Annotated in this window: 12 protein-coding genes; 6 read left to right on the forward strand and 6 right to left on the reverse strand. The window is 60.8% G+C overall.

What is annotated here, in order from left to right; genetic code table 11:
- Positions 1 to 27: 27 nt before the first annotated feature.
- On the reverse strand, positions 28 to 7,737 hold the full coding sequence (locus KMZ68_RS14180) for a beta strand repeat-containing protein (RefSeq protein WP_215611928.1): 7,710 nt from the start codon (positions 7,735 to 7,737) through the stop codon (positions 28 to 30).
- Positions 7,738 to 8,006: 269 nt separating this feature from the next.
- Between KMZ68_RS14180 and KMZ68_RS14185 the strand changes: the two genes are divergently transcribed.
- Positions 8,007 to 8,411 (forward strand): hypothetical protein, encoded by a 405-nt coding sequence (locus KMZ68_RS14185; RefSeq protein ID WP_371741328.1) that lies wholly within the window; start codon positions 8,007 to 8,009, stop codon positions 8,409 to 8,411.
- A 229-nt stretch (positions 8,412 to 8,640) separates the two neighbouring features.
- Here the strand turns inward: KMZ68_RS14185 and KMZ68_RS14190 are convergent, their stop codons facing one another.
- Positions 8,641 to 9,012, reverse strand: coding sequence for a DUF3617 domain-containing protein (locus KMZ68_RS14190; RefSeq protein ID WP_215611929.1), 372 nt, complete (start codon positions 9,010 to 9,012; stop codon positions 8,641 to 8,643).
- Positions 9,013 to 9,384: 372 nt separating this feature from the next.
- Between KMZ68_RS14190 and KMZ68_RS14195 the strand changes: the two genes are divergently transcribed.
- Both KMZ68_RS14195 and KMZ68_RS14200 read left to right on the forward strand, forming a co-directional pair.
- Positions 9,385 to 9,831, forward strand: coding sequence for a hypothetical protein (locus KMZ68_RS14195; protein WP_215611930.1), 447 nt, complete (start codon positions 9,385 to 9,387; stop codon positions 9,829 to 9,831).
- Between the two features lie 191 nt (positions 9,832 to 10,022).
- A complete protein-coding gene (locus KMZ68_RS14200; protein ID WP_371741329.1) occupies positions 10,023 to 10,397 on the forward strand; it encodes a hypothetical protein in 375 nt (124 codons plus the stop codon).
- Between the two features lie 748 nt (positions 10,398 to 11,145).
- Here KMZ68_RS14200 and KMZ68_RS14205 read toward each other — a convergent pair.
- The 3 genes from KMZ68_RS14205 to KMZ68_RS14215 form a co-directional block, all read right to left on the reverse strand.
- Complete coding sequence (locus KMZ68_RS14205) at positions 11,146 to 11,721, reverse strand: DUF2939 domain-containing protein (protein WP_215611931.1); 576 nt, start codon at positions 11,719 to 11,721, stop codon at positions 11,146 to 11,148.
- A 94-nt stretch (positions 11,722 to 11,815) separates the two neighbouring features.
- Positions 11,816 to 12,505, reverse strand: a complete 690-nt coding sequence (locus tag KMZ68_RS14210) for a haloacid dehalogenase type II (RefSeq protein WP_215611932.1) — start codon at positions 12,503 to 12,505, stop codon at positions 11,816 to 11,818.
- 149 nt (positions 12,506 to 12,654) lie between these two features.
- Positions 12,655 to 13,236: a carboxymuconolactone decarboxylase family protein gene (locus tag KMZ68_RS14215; RefSeq protein WP_215611933.1), complete on the reverse strand. Its 582-nt coding sequence runs from the start codon at positions 13,234 to 13,236 to the stop codon at positions 12,655 to 12,657.
- A 157-nt stretch (positions 13,237 to 13,393) separates the two neighbouring features.
- On the opposite strand from KMZ68_RS14215, the gene KMZ68_RS14220 reads away from it, so the two are divergent.
- Complete coding sequence (locus KMZ68_RS14220) at positions 13,394 to 14,146, forward strand: cupin domain-containing protein (protein ID WP_215611934.1); 753 nt, start codon at positions 13,394 to 13,396, stop codon at positions 14,144 to 14,146.
- The gene (locus KMZ68_RS14225) at positions 14,122 to 14,328 is read left to right on the forward strand and encodes a helix-turn-helix domain-containing protein (RefSeq protein ID WP_215611935.1); all 207 of its coding nucleotides are present in this window, start codon (positions 14,122 to 14,124) and stop codon (positions 14,326 to 14,328) included. Before KMZ68_RS14220 ends, KMZ68_RS14225 begins: the two co-directional genes overlap by 25 nt.
- An 84-nt stretch (positions 14,329 to 14,412) precedes the next feature.
- Here KMZ68_RS14225 and KMZ68_RS14230 read toward each other — a convergent pair whose 3' ends face one another.
- Positions 14,413 to 14,790 carry a DsrE family protein gene (locus KMZ68_RS14230; protein ID WP_215611936.1) on the reverse strand — a complete coding sequence of 126 codons (378 nt, stop codon included), beginning with the start codon at positions 14,788 to 14,790 and terminating at the stop codon, positions 14,413 to 14,415.
- A gap of 138 nt (positions 14,791 to 14,928) precedes the next feature.
- Here KMZ68_RS14230 and KMZ68_RS14235 point away from each other — a divergent pair, with 138 nt between their 5' ends.
- Positions 14,929 to 15,498, forward strand: a complete 570-nt coding sequence (locus tag KMZ68_RS14235) for a TetR/AcrR family transcriptional regulator (RefSeq protein ID WP_215611937.1) — start codon at positions 14,929 to 14,931, stop codon at positions 15,496 to 15,498.
- The last annotated feature ends 31 nt before the right edge of the window (positions 15,499 to 15,529 follow it).

Raw genomic sequence — 15,529 nt, forward strand, 5'->3', positions numbered from 1 at the left:
CGGGCCATGTTTTCGTGGGTGCTCGACTTAGACGATGCGAATGTCCGTATTGTTGAGAGCAAAACCGTTCTCGAGAACCGCCATGGCTATGGCAGCCGCCGCTCCCGTACCGTCCGAGTCATAGGAAAGCGTGTGCGAGGTAGTATTATACACGAACTGCGCCGTTGCCGCCGTCGCTGTGCCCGACGCGTTCGAAGCGAAGTGAGACACATCGAGCGTTCCCACGCCCAGACTTCCAAAGGCAGCGTTGTCAAACTCTAGCACATCGAGCTGGCCACCATGGCCGCTGAAGTCGATGATGTGATCGAGCCCTTCCGACGTCGCGTTATACTGGAAGTGATCAACCCCCGCGCCGCCTGTCAGAGTATCAATACCTCCTCCTCCGACCAAGATGTCGTCGCCGCCTCCTCCGGACAAGGAGTTGGCGTTACCGTTGCCTGTCAACGTATCCGCAGATCCAGAGCCGATGAGATTGTCGATATTCAAGAGCGTATCAATACCCGCTCCAACAGTATTCTGCGGAGTGACAACGTTGAGGTCGACAACGACGCCGACGCTTGCGCTTGAATAACTAGCAGTGTCGGTTCCAGTCCCGCCATCCAACGTGTCGTCGCCAAGGCCGCCACTAAGGAGATCATTGCCACCGCGGCCGAGAATGATGTCGTCACCCCCATTTCCGGACAAGTTGTCGTTGCCGGAGGTACCGTAAATCTGGTCTGGCAGATTGGTGTCACCGTTGACGACAATGCCAGGGTCCCCCGGATTATTCGTGAAGAAATCAAATTGGGCGAGACGAGCCTGATAGTTCCCGCCGTCATTGTCCCTATACGAAAGCGTCCAGGTGTCGCCCACAGAGGGTGGATGGAGGATCAGATAATCAGCCAGCGACGTTGTCGTCGCGTTCCCCAGGGAATCAAGCAAGAAGATGTTGCCATAGCTGACTGTGGCCTCCATTAGACCGGTTAGAGAGTTATAAGTCCAGCTTTGCTCAAAAGTTGCGGCGGTCAGGTCGTCTTCTACAATAACGAAATGGTTGGTTCCGATCACAATCTCGACCTGCACCTCCTCCTCGCGTTCTGAGCCGGCGCTGTGGTCGTGGAATACGCCAGGATTTCGCTCAGCCACTGGAATGGGGACCACAAACGGAGCTTCTTGAAAATCGGTAGAAACACGAATGGTGCTACTGAACGGATCATTAAGAATGCCGTCCACCGTTGCCTGCGAAAGTGTGATCGGCAGGGTTTGAGCGTTGCCAAAGTTCAGAGGACTACTTCCGTTTCCGATTGTGTGGACTTCAGTCGGCAAACTGTTCGGCGGAACCTCATGGATGAAAACCGTTTGCTGGACCGTCGCCGTTCCATCGGTGACATTCAGAACCAGGCTCGCATTCAGCGTATCGTCCACAGTGACCGTCGGCCGATAGACAAGATCATCGAGAAAATTGATACCCGATGAAGGGTCATACAACACGGTGACGCCTGCCACGACCGGCACATAATTTATCCCGTCGAAATAATAAACACCGCCCGGAACGGTATTTGCAGTTACGACAAGATTCTCCCCATCGACGTCGGTCGGAATAGTAACGAGCAGTGGATATCCGTTCGGGTAGCTTGGTGAAGTGGCAGTCTGTTGGGCCGGATCGCTGGACATCCAGTTGTGCGTGTTGACAACAACCGGCGCGTCGTTGGTGCCGAACACCGTCACCGTCAGCGTCGCCGTCGTCGTCGTCGTGCCGTCCGTCACCGTATAGGTGAACGCGTTGTCCACCAGCGACTCGCCGGTATCCAGCCCCTGCACCGCCGCATTGCTGTTGTCGACCACATAGCTGTACGAGCCGTCCGCACCCAGCGTCAGCGTGCCGTACTGGCCAACGATCACCGTGCCGTTCGCCGACGTCGTCCCGGCGATAACCGCCAGGTTCTCGTTGGTGTCCGAGACGTTGGTGACCGTCAGCGTCTCGATGTCGACATCGGTATCCGCAACGTCCGAGAAGATGCCCGACGGCGCGCCCGCATGCGCAATCGTCTGCAGCACGTTGCCGGTCGCATTCGTAGTGTCCTCCTGCGCCCAGTTGGTGTCCGCATTGGCAACCGGCGCGTCGTTGGTGCCGAACACCGTCACCGTCAGCGTCGCCGTCGTCGTCGTCGTGCCGTCCGTCACCGTATAGGTGAACGCGTTGTCCACCAGCGACTCGCCGGTATCCAGCCCCTGCACCGCCGCATTGCTGTTGTCGACCACATAGCTGTACGAGCCGTCCGCACCCAGCGTCAGCGTGCCGTACTGGCCAACGATCACCGTGCCGTTCGCCGACGTCGTCCCGGCGATAACCGCCAGGTTCTCGTTGGTGTCCGAGACGTTGGTGACCGTCAGCGTCTCGATGTCGACATCGGTATCCGCAACGTCCGAGAAGATGCCCGACGGCGCGCCCGCATGCGCAATCGTCTGCAGCACGTTGCCGGTCGCATTCGTAGTGTCCTCCTGCGCCCAGTTGGTGTCCGCATTGGCAACCGGCGCGTCGTTGGTGCCGAACACCGTCACCGTCAGCGTCGCCGTCGTCGTCGTCGTGCCGTCCGTCACCGTATAGGTGAACGCGTTGTCCACCAGCGACTCGCCGGTATCCAGCCCCTGCACCGCCGCATTGCTGTTGTCGACCACATAGCTGTACGAGCCGTCCGCACCCAGCGTCAGCGTGCCGTACTGGCCAACGATCACCGTGCCGTTCGCCGACGTCGTCCCGGCGATAACCGCCAGGTTCTCGTTGGTGTCCGAGACGTTGGTGACCGTCAGCGTCTCGATGTCGACATCGGTATCCGCAACGTCCGAGAAGATGCCCGACGGCGCGCCCGCATGCGCAATCGTCTGCAGCACGTTGCCGGTCGCATTCGTAGTGTCCTCCTGCGCCCAGTTGGTGTCCGCATTGGCAACCGGCGCGTCGTTGGTGCCGAACACCGTCACCGTCAGCGTCGCCGTCGTCGTCGTCGTGCCGTCCGTCACCGTATAGGTGAACGCGTTGTCCACCAGCGACTCGCCGGTATCCAGCCCCTGCACCGCCGCATTGCTGTTGTCGACCACATAGCTGTACGAGCCGTCCGCACCCAGCGTCAGCGTGCCGTACTGGCCAACGATCACCGTGCCGTTCGCCGACGTCGTCCCGGCGATAACCGCCAGGTTCTCGTTGGTGTCCGAGACGTTGGTGACCGTCAGCGCCTCGATGTCGACATCGGTATCCGCAACGTCCGAGAAGATGCCCGACGGCGCGCCCGCATGCGCAATCGTCTGCAGCACGTTGCCGGTCGCATTCGTAGTGTCCTCCTGCGCCCAGTTGGTGTCCGCATTGGCAACCGGCGCGTCGTTGGTGCCGAACACCGTCACCGTCAGCGTCGCCGTCGTCGTCGTCGTGCCGTCCGTCACCGTATAGGTGAACGCGTTGTCCACCAGCGACTCGCCGGTATCCAGCCCCTGCACCGCCGCATTGCTGTTGTCGACCACATAGCTGTACGAGCCGTCCGCACCCAGCGTCAGCGTGCCGTACTGGCCAACGATCACCGTGCCGTTCGCCGACGTCGTCCCGGCGATAACCGCCAGGTTCTCGTTGGTGTCCGAGACATTGGTGACCGTCAGCGCCTCGATGTCGACATCGGTATCCGCAACGTCCGAGAAGATGCCCGACGGCGCGCCCGCATGCGCAATCGTCTGCAGCACGTTGCCGGTCGCATTCGTGGTGTCCTCCTGCGCCCAGTTGGTGTCCGCATTGGCAACCGGCGCGTCGTTGGTGCCGAACACCGTCACCGTCAGCGTCGCCGTCGTCGTCGTCGTGCCGTCCGTCACCGTATAGGTGAACGCGTTGTCCACCAGCGACTCGCCGGTATCCAGCCCCTGCACCGCCGCATTGCTGTTGTCGACCACATAGCTGTACGAGCCGTCCGCACCCAGCGTCAGCGTGCCGTACTGGCCAACGATCACCGTGCCGTTCGCCGACGTCGTCCCGGCGATAACCGCCAGGTTCTCGTTGGTGTCCGAGACGTTGGTGACCGTCAGCGCCTCGATGTCGACATCGGTATCCGCAACGTCCGAGAAGATGCCCGACGGCGCGCCCGCATGCGCAATCGTCTGCAGCACGTTGCCGGTCGCATTCGTAGTGTCCTCCTGCGCCCAGTTGGTGTCCGCATTGGCAACCGGCGCGTCGTTGGTGCCGAACACCGTCACCGTCAGCGTCGCCGTCGTCGTCGTCGTGCCGTCCGTCACCGTATAGGTGAACGCGTTGTCCACCAGCGACTCGCCGGTATCCAGCCCCTGCACCGCCGCATTGCTGTTGTCGACCACATAGCTGTACGAGCCGTCCGCACCCAGCGTCAGCGTGCCGTACTGGCCAACGATCACCGTGCCGTTCGCCGACGTCGTCCCGGCGATAACCGCCAGGTTCTCGTTGGTGTCCGAGACATTGGTGACCGTCAGCGCCTCGATGTCGACATCGGTATCCGCAACGTCCGAGAAGATGCCCGACGGCGCGCCCGCATGCGCAATCGTCTGCAGCACGTTGCCGGTCGCATTCGTGGTGTCCTCCTGCGCCCAGTTGGTGTCCGCATTGGCAACCGGCGCGTCGTTGGTGCCGAACACCGTCACCGTCAGCGTCGCCGTCGTCGTCGTCGTGCCGTCCGTCACCGTATAGGTGAACGCGTTGTCCACCAGCGACTCGCCGGTATCCAGCCCCTGCACCGCCGCATTGCTGTTGTCGACCACATAGCTGTACGAGCCGTCCGCACCCAGCGTCAGCGTGCCGTACTGGCCAACGATCACCGTGCCGTTCGCCGACGTCGTCCCGGCGATAACCGCCAGGTTCTCGTTGGTGTCCGAGACATTGGTGACCGTCAGCGCCTCGATGTCGACATCGGTATCCGCAACGTCCGAGAAGATGCCCGACGGCGCGCCCGCATGCGCAATCGTCTGCAGCACGTTGCCGGTCGCATTCGTAGTGTCCTCCTGCGCCCAGTTGGTGTCCGCATTGGCAACCGGCGCGTCGTTGGTGCCGAACACCGTCACCGTCAGCGTCGCCGTCGTCGTCGTCGTGCCGTCCGTCACCGTATAGGTGAACGCGTTGTCCACCAGCGACTCGCCGGTATCCAGCCCCTGCACCGCCGCATTGCTGTTGTCGACCACATAGCTGTACGAGCCGTCCGCACCCAGCGTCAGCGTGCCGTACTGGCCAACGATCACCGTGCCGTTCGCCGACGTCGTCCCGGCGATAACCGCCAGGTTCTCGTTGGTGTCCGAGACATTGGTGACCGTCAGCGCCTCGATGTCGACATCGGTATCCGCAACGTCCGAGAAGATGCCCGACGGCGCGCCCGCATGCGCAATCGTCTGCAGCACGTTGCCGGTCGCATTCGTGGTGTCCTCCTGCGCCCAGTTGGTGTCCGCATTGGCAACCGGCGCGTCGTTGGTGCCGAACACCGTCACCGTCAGCGTCGCCGTCGTCGTCGTCGTGCCGTCCGTCACCGTATAGGTGAACGCGTTGTCCACCAGCGACTCGCCGGTATCCAGCCCCTGCACCGCCGCATTGCTGTTGTCGACCACATAGCTGTACGAGCCGTCCGCACCCAGCGTCAGCGTGCCGTACTGGCCAACGATCACCGTGCCGTTCGCCGACGTCGTCCCGGCGATAACCGCCAGGTTCTCGTTGGTGTCCGAGACGTTGGTGACCGTCAGCGCCTCGATGTCGACATCGGTATCCGCAACGTCCGAGAAGATGCCCGACGGCGCGCCCGCATGCGCAATCGTCTGCAGCACGTTGCCGGTCGCATTCGTAGTGTCCTCCTGCGCCCAGTTGGTGTCCGCATTGGCAACCGGCGCGTCGTTGGTGCCGAACACCGTCACCGTCAGCGTCGCCGTCGTCGTCGTCGTGCCGTCCGTCACCGTATAGGTGAACGCGTTGTCCACCAGCGACTCGCCGGTATCCAGCCCCTGCACCGCCGCATTGCTGTTGTCGACCACATAGCTGTACGAGCCGTCCGCACCCAGCGTCAGCGTGCCGTACTGGCCAACGATCACCGTGCCGTTCGCCGACGTCGTCCCGGCGATAACCGCCAGGTTCTCGTTGGTGTCCGAGACATTGGTGACCGTCAGCGTCTCGATGTCGACATCGGTATCCGCAACGTCCGAGAAGATGCCCGACGGCGCGCCCGCATGCGCAATCGTCTGCAGCACGTTGCCGGTCGCATTCGTGGTGTCCTCCTGCGCCCAGTTGGTGTCCGCATTGGCAACCGGCGCGTCGTTGGTGCCGAACACCGAAATAGTTAATGAAGCAGAGGATGCATCTCCATCGCCATCTGTGACCGTATAGGTAAAGACGTCCAGAAGCGGCACATCTCCATCGTCCAACGCCTGTACGGCCGCCGTGTCTACTCCGCTTCCACCAAGCGAATAGCTATAAGATCCATCCTCATGGATAACCAAGTGCCCGTATGCACCCGTGATGTCCACACCGCCGAGTCCAGATGGAACGACCACCGGCGACCCCGCACCCGCGGCGATCCCCGTAACAAAGCCGCTATCCGCACCAACAATGTCGCCGACATCGGCGAAATCAAGCACGGGGGAAGGATCGCCAGAATGCGAAATATCCAGAAGAGCGTTGCCGACAATAGAACCTGCCGAGTCCTCAACGGTCCAATTGGTATCCGCTACCGCATGCGGACCGTCGTCATTGATCGTAATCTGCGGCCCAAGATCGATACTCGCGCTCGCACTGACGTTATTAACGTCCGTCACCGTTGCGGTCAGCGAAACCAATCCTGACGTCAGTGAAATACCTTCGTTGAAATCGCCGGGTGTGCCCTCATGCACGCCGCGCAGCTCGGTGAACGTCACGTTGCCGGCGGCGTCGACCGTAAGCGTGAATACAAGGTCGCCGCCGATCGCCGTCCGCCCCTCGACCATGGCGCCATTCAGCGACAGCAGCACCTGCTCGCCGCTGATCGAATCGATCAAATTGGTCGTCGGGTTGTTGATCGTCAGCGCATAGGTCACCGACTGTACGCCGGCCGGCGCATCCACCGTGAACGCTGACGCAAAGGCCTCGGTATCGACATTCGATCCGGCCGGCGCCTGCTGCGATCCGACGACTGGAATGAAGCTTTCATCCACCGACAGAGGCAGCCCAATGCCCGCCACGATTGTCGGGCCGGCTGGTGGCGCTGGTTCTTCGGTCGGCACGCCCGCGAAGGTCTCCGGGGTAAGGACAAAATTGCCCAGCGCTTCCTGGGGCGCCAGTTTATTGGTTGGGACAGGCGGCAACGGGTCCACTTCGTAAGGGCTGAAGTTCGCGCCGCTCGCCTGCGCGTTGCCGCCTTCGGTGCCGGCTGCCGGCAACACGGATTGATCGGTGGTGATCGGAAACAGGCTGGCAAATTCATTGACCGTAACCTGGCGGCCCGGCGCCACTTCGATCGAAAGATTTTGCTGCGCATCGTGCCTAGAATCGAAGAACGGCTCGACCGTCACGGTCGACTGGTTGTCGAACAGGATGATCAGCTTTTCGCCGACGTGGACGAGCGTGATTTTCTCATTGGCGATCGACGAGAAGTCGACTTGAACTTTTTGGTCGTAGCCGAGATTGATGATGACCGCTTGATCGGTCAGCGGCTTCGTCAGCTTGAAGATTCGCGGCTTTGCTGCGCTAGCGGAATTTCCAGTGCCGGTGCCGGTGGCCTGAGCTATCTGAAATTGCGCGTTCATAATCTGTCTCCGCCGACTGGAATTGTTGAATCAACTGCCCATCAAATTTGCTGCAAAATTTCGAGTTAAAGTATTGTTAACCCCAAGGGGGGTCAAGAAAAGTGTTTGGTTAATCAATGCTTTCAGCGCCAATGTGGTAAAGGGGGGACAGGGCGGAGTCGGATGAGGAAAGGTCAATTGGATGGCCTGCCCTTAGGCATGGCTTGGCACTCGCATCCGAGCCCTGCCAAAGGCGTCGTTGCTGAATGGAGCCGTTAATGAGGGGGGTTTTGCTGGTCTTTGGGGTAGCCGCATGCGCAGGCTGGGCAGGCGCGGCGAATGCGCAGACCCAGATGGTGGAACGCTCGGTCAAGGCCGTGCCAAACCAGGACACCCGAATAGGTGTCTACCTCAACGTGCTGCCCGACTGTACGTCCGGCCCACTCCCGACCATCCGGCTGGCCAAGCCGCCCACCTCCGGCAAGGTTGTGGTCAAGACCGCCAAGGTGAAAGCTACCAACTACAAGGCATGCCTGGCTCTGGAAGTGCCGGCCTATATTGCGTTCTATAAGTCGCCGCCGGAATTCCTGGGCGATGACGTTCTGACGATTGAGGTCAAATACCCGGGCGGACGCACGGAAATCCAGAAAATCACCGTTAAAGTTGCTGGAGCCGGAGCCCAGCAGAAGATCTAGCACCGTCCTGGTCGACGGAACGATCGCCGCCATTTGAGAGGCAGAAGTACGCCTCTTGCCTTGCAGGAAATCTCGTCAAAGGTGCACCTTTCGACAAATGCACCTTTTAAGACATTTACGGACTACGTCGACCCACCAACCCCGAGAAGTCGCTTACCGGTCGCCCCTCCGCGCAGGAAGGCGATCGGGGCTTCCGTCAAATACTTCGGATCTGCCCCAAACCCCGCGGTCAGTGTGACAAGACAGCCTGCCGGCCGGAATTTCCTGCATCACCGTCGCAATCCCCTACCCTCCGCGCCACGACCAATTCCGACCTCGGAATCTTGCCGACGGTGAGTTCGTTGGCTTCGGTGTAAGATTCATCGCTGTGAACGGTTATGACGGTGCTGACCGGCCCCATATAGTCGCACCGATTGGAGAAGGTGTACTTATTGCCCGACTTTTCCGGCTTTGCCGAAACGCAGCTTCCAACAGGGGCCTGCGAAAAAGTGACCTTCATGGCCTGTGTGGGATCAACACAGCGCGTCATTTCTCGCGCCAGCAATTTATGCCTGATCTTCGAGGACACAACCAGCTCGAGCGTCCTTACAAAGTGCCACATCCCCTTTCGAAAAGTGGGACCTTCGAGCGCCTCTGCGCTGGCTCGGGATGCAAGCGGCCCGACTGCGACCAATGCGATTACGAGGCAAAGGCATCGAGCGGATATTCTTGAATTAGTCACACGATCCCCGAACGACATTCCTGAACTTCCCCCCGTCCTTGCCCGAACCACCCTGTCGCGCCCCTCGCTCGTCGTTGGTGACTCAGCGACCCAGCATTAAAGGTGTCTTCCACTGAATCAAGGATTAACAAAGGCGACCGAATCGAAAACCGCGCCAAAGCACAAAGGTCTTTGCGATCCACTCTCAATTGCATCGCGACCGGCCCGTGCGGGCCAGACGCCGCCAAGCAGGGGCTTGGGAGCGCGCGGGAAGTGACGACCTCCAAACCCTTGCGCGGTATCGCGGACTGCGGAATGATTTCATTCTTGAGCTGGGGAACGGCCGAAATGAAGTTCATAGCAGCCGCAATTTCCCTGGTTGGCCTGATCGGTCCCGCGATCTGCCAGACCTCAACGCCGCCAGCGGCGGGCGCGGCTGGCATTGCCGAGCAAGTCCCGATTAGTTCGTTCCAGTGGCAGAGGCGCGAGGACGACAATGGCATCGCAAGTTTCAAAATCTCAAACAATACGGACAAGGCGATAGATTCTATCGAACTGATCTGTTGGGTCGGCGAAGACCGAACAGGAGGAACAAAGGTAATGGTTTGGCCGAGCCCGGGACCGATCTTGGCTCACGAAGTGCGACAGTTTTCTCGCGTCAATATTGGACCCGTCGGGAGTAGCCCAAGCGTTGCCTGCGAAGTGGCTGACGCCAATTAAGCTCACCGCGATTTTCGAAGGGTGTAACGCCTTATCGTTTTTTGACGGGCCGGCAGAAGTCGCCGGCCCAACTGCGCCCGATTAGGCCCTTTTGGCTACCTCTCGAACCAGTTGATCCGCTCAATATCTGTTTGACCTTGTAGGCCATTTTTGCTCTGATAACGGACATTACATCAGCCTTGGGGGCGGCCATGCATGCGGGATTTCGCAAGTTTATTTTGATCGCAGCCTTCATGGGATTTGCCATTGGCGCCGCTTCGCGGCCGAGTGCTGCGGCGGATCTCGGCCTGATGACGTCGGGCCAAGGCGGCTGTTCCGAGATTGTCTTCACTTGCGAAAACGGCCGGCAGTATCCGCTTTGTCCGATCGCCGTCAGCGTCGTCGGGGAGATTGTTACCGCCTCCCTCTTCACGTCGCCTCGCAATGCGATGCACGTTCGGCTTGTACCGATGGGTGTGGGTTATCGCTACGCCGGCCGAGGGGTCTGGTTGGACGGCTTCCGCGAGAATGCACTACTGAATTTCGGCAAGCATACCCAGGTCGCCTGTACGATTCAGCATTCCTGACACCAAATCTCGAGGCCACGCGAGCGTAGCCTCGCCCTTAGCAGCTGACCGTCAACCTCTGGTTCGCAACACCACGCGCGATGAGCGCGGGTACATATATGCTTTGGGATGAACATAGACAGGACAGTAGTTGTCCCAATGATGCTGCTGCCAATTCCACTTCCAGCAGCCCGATTGGATCTCGGGATCGTATCCCCAGTTCAGCCGGTACGGTTCATCGCCGAAGGGATAAGGTCCGCAGTATGCGCTGCTGCTACAAAGGACGACAATCGAAAAGGCAGCGGCGCCAATCAATGATCTTTGCATGATAGCCCTCGATCTCAGGACACTCCCGTCCCAAAGAGTGTCAAATGGCTTAGCCCATATCAAGAGCTTTCGAAGCGTTAGCATCGTCCGAATTGATTACCTGCACCAGCGTGAAGCCCAAACAGCCCTTCCAAGTGGACTGTTTTGCTCCCGGTTCGCGACTGGGCCAGTCGAGAAGCCGGACAGGCCCGAAAAAGCTGATGTTGGCATCAACGCCGGGGGCGGCCGAATCTCGGGGGAAAAAACAGATGACGGCTTCAGGGGAACCTGGACAAAACCCTGTGGGTCAAACATCCGCGACGGCTCAGTGGTGATGTGTGACTAGTACGCGGAATTTTCCGGACCGGCCTCACCTCTCCTGTCCGGATTTACCCAAAGCTACGGCGTGATTTCGTGGCCGCTCGTCAGCTTGATCAAGTGCAATGGCGGCGCGTCGCGCCCTCTATCTCACCGGCAGCGTCGCCGCGAGCGTTTGGGCGACCTTCGCGGGCAGCTGGATTCCGGAGAGTTGCCATCCCGCGCCGTTGAAATGAAGGCTGATTCCGCTGGCATCTTCGGCGTCTCCGAGTCGAATAGCGAACTCGACTGGCTTCACCAACGAGATCCTGCGGATGACTTGGCCGAGGTCCGACAGCTCGATCGTTTTCAGCGGTTCCAGCGATAGGTTCGTGACCCCGTCGACACCTCTGACTTTGCCATCTTGCAGCAACGAGGCCAGATTTTCCTTGGTCAGCATTTTTCCGACGAGAGCGTCGGCGATCGACGCGCCATAGGTATGGGCCACCATTCGCTCCAGGGGCTTAACGGGCCGCTTTTCGCCCAGTCGCTTCAGGTACGCGCCGACGATCTGATCGACCAGCGAACGCTTTGTTCGCTCCAGGTCGGTTCGGGCCATGACTTCGTCGATATCGGCCGCGCGTGCGGCCTTGACCAACCCGTTCAGCGAGACGTAAGCCGAGCCCGCATACACCAGCAGCAGCACGAGCAGCGCTGCGAATACCGCGGCGATCCAGCGCATGGGAGACTCCTGACGTCGAAGTTTCCCAGATAATCATCCGTCCGCGACATGCGATGCCCGGCCGCCGGTACAGATGGTCGCAGGCCTCTCGGGGTCAGTCCCCCGCCCGGGACAGCAGCGCAGGCAGTTCAGCCAGCGTGCGGATTTCATGATCCGGCGCGCCCGGTAATCGTTCGCGCTGTTGTCCGTAGCGGTTGCACCAGACCACCCGCATGCCGAAATCCGAGGCCGCATAGGCGTCCCATCCATTGGAGGATTGGAACGATACGGCGGAGGCAGGCACTCCCAGTCGATCCAGCGCGTATTGATAGACCTTGGGATGGGTCTTGAATGCGCCGACCGCATCGGCGGAGAGCACGGCATCGAACAGCCCGCCGAGCCCGGCGCCGGCGACGGCCGCCTCCAGCATCGCCGGCGATCCGTTGGAGAGGATGGCCGTCGAAAAGCCGGACTGGCGCAGGGAACGAAGCACGTCGAATACCTCCGGGAAGGCGGCGAGCGTGCGATAGAGCTCCATCAACGTTTCGTGCAGACCCGGTTTTCGAATTCCAAGACTATCCAGCGCGAAATCCAGGGCGTCGCCGGTGACCTGCCAGAAATCGACATAGCGGCCCTGAAGCGTCCGCAGCCAGGTGTATTGAAGCTGCTTGTCGCGCCAAAGCGTCGTCAGGGCGGCGCGACTTTGTTCCGGAATATCCGGGCAGCGCGAGGCAGCGGTGGCGAAATCGAACACCGTGCCATAGGCGTCGAAGACGCAGGCGCGAATCCCAGTGAGCTTGTTCATCGAGACGTCCCCCGGATTGCATCGTTGCTATCGATTACGCAACGCGCAACGTCATTGGAAGCCTGATCCCGGGCACGGCGGCGCGGAAACCAGGCGCGTGCCGGAGCGGTAGACCGTCCGGCACGCGCGCCAACTGCAGATTTCCGGCGCTATGCCGCCTTCGGCGTTTCCCAGCGATACGCCGCGAATACCGGATCGACTTCGGTATGGAAGACGTGGTTCGAGTAGTTGCTGATGGTTTTCACGGCGATGGCGAGAATGATTTCCAGCACCTGCCGTTCGCTGAAGCCTGCGGCGAGGAACAGCTGGAGGTCCTGGCGGGTCGGTTTGCCGCGGCTCGCCACCATGACGCGCGTGAAGACGGACAGCGCTTGCAGCTTTGCATCCGGCAGCGGCAGACCCGAACGCAATGCATGAAGAACGGGCGCCGGGACCCCGGACATCTTCTCGCCGACCATGCTGTGCGCGGCCATGCAGTATTCGCAGCCGTTTTCATGGCTGATCGTGAGGAACACGACCTCCTGCTCCGCCGGCGTGAAGCCGCCCTCGCCGCGGAAGAAACCATAGCCGACGCCATACGTTTCAAGCGCGCCCGGCGAGTTTGCCATGTTGGCATACATGTTCGGGACGAAACCGAGGCCCTTTTGCACGGCCTCGAGAGCGGCCTTCGCGCGCGGCTCGGCGTTGTCGCGGCTCTTCTTCTCCAGCGTCAGTCTTGCGATCTCAGTCATGGTGTTGGCTCTCCTGGTGGGCGTCGGGAAGGAAGCAGATCCAGCTTGCCGATTGCTCTGCATGTCTGCGTGACAGTAAGGCAGAGCTAATGCAGCCTGACGCGCGCGACCATGCGCGAGATTCCGGAATTCATGTCCGTAAGTTCGGAGGATGAAATTGGACGCACTGACGGCGCTGGCGAACGGTCTCAATCTGCGGGCGAAGCTGGTCTATGCCGGCGGCGTGTGCGGGCAATGGCTGATGGACCACAACTCCGACAAGTCGATCTGGTTTCATCTCGTCAGCAAGGGCCGGGGCTGGGTCCACTCGCCGGCATGGGCGGCGCCGCTGGAATTGGCGGACGGCGATTTGATCCTGTTTCTGCCGCACGCCGCGCAACACTTCCTCTCCTACAGCCCGGCCCACCTTCCCGGCGACATGGAGGGCACGCGCCTCACCAACTTTGATCAAGGCGAGGCCGGCTTTGTCTGCGGGGAAATCGAACTGGCCGTACCGCAGTCCCCGCTGTGGCGCACGCTACCCGCCGAGATCGTCATCCGGAAAACCGAAGCCGGCGAAACATCGGCGCGGCTCATCGAACTCGTCATTGCGGAATCGGCGAGCCCGCGTTTCGGCAGCGACTCGGTGATCGAGCGGCTATGCGACAGTCTCTTCATCCTCGTCATCCGCCATTGCATCGAAGCAAATCTGGTTAGGCAGGGAGTGTTCGCGGCGATGCAGGATCGACGGCTGGCGACCGTGCTGCACTTGATTCACCAGGAGCCATGGCATCCCTGGACGATCGCCGAATTCTGCACCCGCGTCGGACTGTCGAAGACCGTGCTGACTGACAAATTCAGGAAATTGATCGGGCTTCGCCGGTCGAATACCTCAAGGATTGGCGAATGCAGATCGCCGCCCAATGGCTGAAGGAATCGGGCATGACCATCGACCGCGTGGCCGAACGTTGCGGTTATGACTCGGTGGCAGCCTTCAGCAAGGCATTCAAGCGCAGTTTTGGAGTCTCCCCGGGCGCCTATCGCCGAAGCCCGGCAGCGATACCTGCTCGAGGACCGCTTGCTGCTCCGACAGTTCGCGGAGATGCGGCTTGACGCGACGGTTTGCGACGCCGCCGTCGTATTCGCCGCGACGTGGGTGCCGCATCAGGATGCGGCACCTCTGGCCGTGACGACGGCTCAGAACGTCAGGACACGGTAGCCCGCGTCGAGATACTTGGAGACGTCAACGATGCCGGATGTGCCGGGGATCGCCTTCTCGTCGATCAGCGACAGCCCCGCCGCCCGGACGCCGTCGGTGGCGCCAAAGACATCGGCGCAGCCGCGACAGGCGCCGACCACCGTATCCTTCACGGCGTCGTAGAGCGCATGGGCGGGGTGGTCGAGCTTGACGACCTCGTTCACCCAGCGCACCCCCGCCCCCTGGAAGATGAGCGCGACCTCCTGCTTCTTCTCCTGAAGTTCGTAGGCGACGAACATCGCATTGAAGAGGCGGCCCAGCGCCTCGTCGGAGCCGGCCTTGGGGTCCGAATAGATGAAGATGGCTGTTTTCGACATGGGAGCTCCTGTTGATCGATTGTATAATTACCGAACGTTCGGTATAATACAATTGGCAGTCGCGGGGCGCCCCTGTCAAGTTCCATTTTAACGGTCGTTCGGTTACAATGATTTGAACGAAGCGGAGCAGTGATCCCGATGGGACGCAAGGTAGCGGTCGAAGACGCGGAATTGATGGACCGGCTGGGCCGGGTGTTTCGCGATGTCGGTTATGAAGGCGCGTCGCTGACCCTGCTGGCGGAGGCGTCGGGCCTGAAGAAGGCGAGCCTCTACCATCGCTTTCCCGGAGGCAAAGAGCAGATGGCCCGCGAAGTGCTGCAGACCGCCGGAGCCTGGCTCGACAAACACATCCTGTCGCCGCTCAAGGGCGGTGGCGCGCCGAAAGACCGTATCGGCGACATGGTCCGGCAACTCGACGCCTTCTATTCCGGCGGCAAGCAGGCCTGCCTGCTCAACATGTTGTCATCGGCGCGGATTCACGACGGGCCATTCACCGACCTGATCCGGCAGACCTTCGATGCCTGGATCGATGCGCTGACCACCGTGTTGACCGACGCCGGCGTGAACAGGACGATTGCGCGAAAACGCGCCGAACGCGGCGTGATGATGCTTCAGGGCAGTCTGGTTTTCTCACGCGGCGTGGGCACGACGCGACCGTTCCGCAGCTTTCTCAAATCCCTCCCCGGCGATCTCCTGGGTACGGCGTGAGGAGACCGCACGGGTCCGATGCGGCGGCAAA

The organism is Bradyrhizobium sediminis, from assembly GCF_018736105.1.
Lineage (GTDB): Bacteria > Pseudomonadota > Alphaproteobacteria > Rhizobiales > Xanthobacteraceae > Bradyrhizobium.

What these genes read in the sequence shown, in the direction of transcription:
- KMZ68_RS14180 (WP_215611928.1), bottom strand. Translation starts at nt 7,737, where the DNA reads ATGAACGCGCAATTTCAGATAGCTCAGGCCACCGGCACCGGCACTGGA.
- KMZ68_RS14190 (WP_215611929.1), bottom strand. Translation starts at nt 9,012, where the DNA reads ATGTGGCACTTTGTAAGGACGCTCGAGCTGGTTGTGTCCTCGAAGATC.
- KMZ68_RS14200 (WP_371741329.1), top strand. Translation starts at nt 10,023, where the DNA reads ATGCATGCGGGATTTCGCAAGTTTATTTTGATCGCAGCCTTCATGGGA.
- KMZ68_RS14205 (WP_215611931.1), bottom strand. Translation starts at nt 11,721, where the DNA reads ATGCGCTGGATCGCCGCGGTATTCGCAGCGCTGCTCGTGCTGCTGCTG.
- KMZ68_RS14210 (WP_215611932.1), bottom strand. Translation starts at nt 12,505, where the DNA reads ATGAACAAGCTCACTGGGATTCGCGCCTGCGTCTTCGACGCCTATGGC.
- KMZ68_RS14215 (WP_215611933.1), bottom strand. Translation starts at nt 13,236, where the DNA reads ATGACTGAGATCGCAAGACTGACGCTGGAGAAGAAGAGCCGCGACAAC.
- KMZ68_RS14225 (WP_215611935.1), top strand. Translation starts at nt 14,122, where the DNA reads ATGCAGATCGCCGCCCAATGGCTGAAGGAATCGGGCATGACCATCGAC.
- KMZ68_RS14230 (WP_215611936.1), bottom strand. Translation starts at nt 14,790, where the DNA reads ATGTCGAAAACAGCCATCTTCATCTATTCGGACCCCAAGGCCGGCTCC.
- KMZ68_RS14235 (WP_215611937.1), top strand. Translation starts at nt 14,929, where the DNA reads ATGGGACGCAAGGTAGCGGTCGAAGACGCGGAATTGATGGACCGGCTG.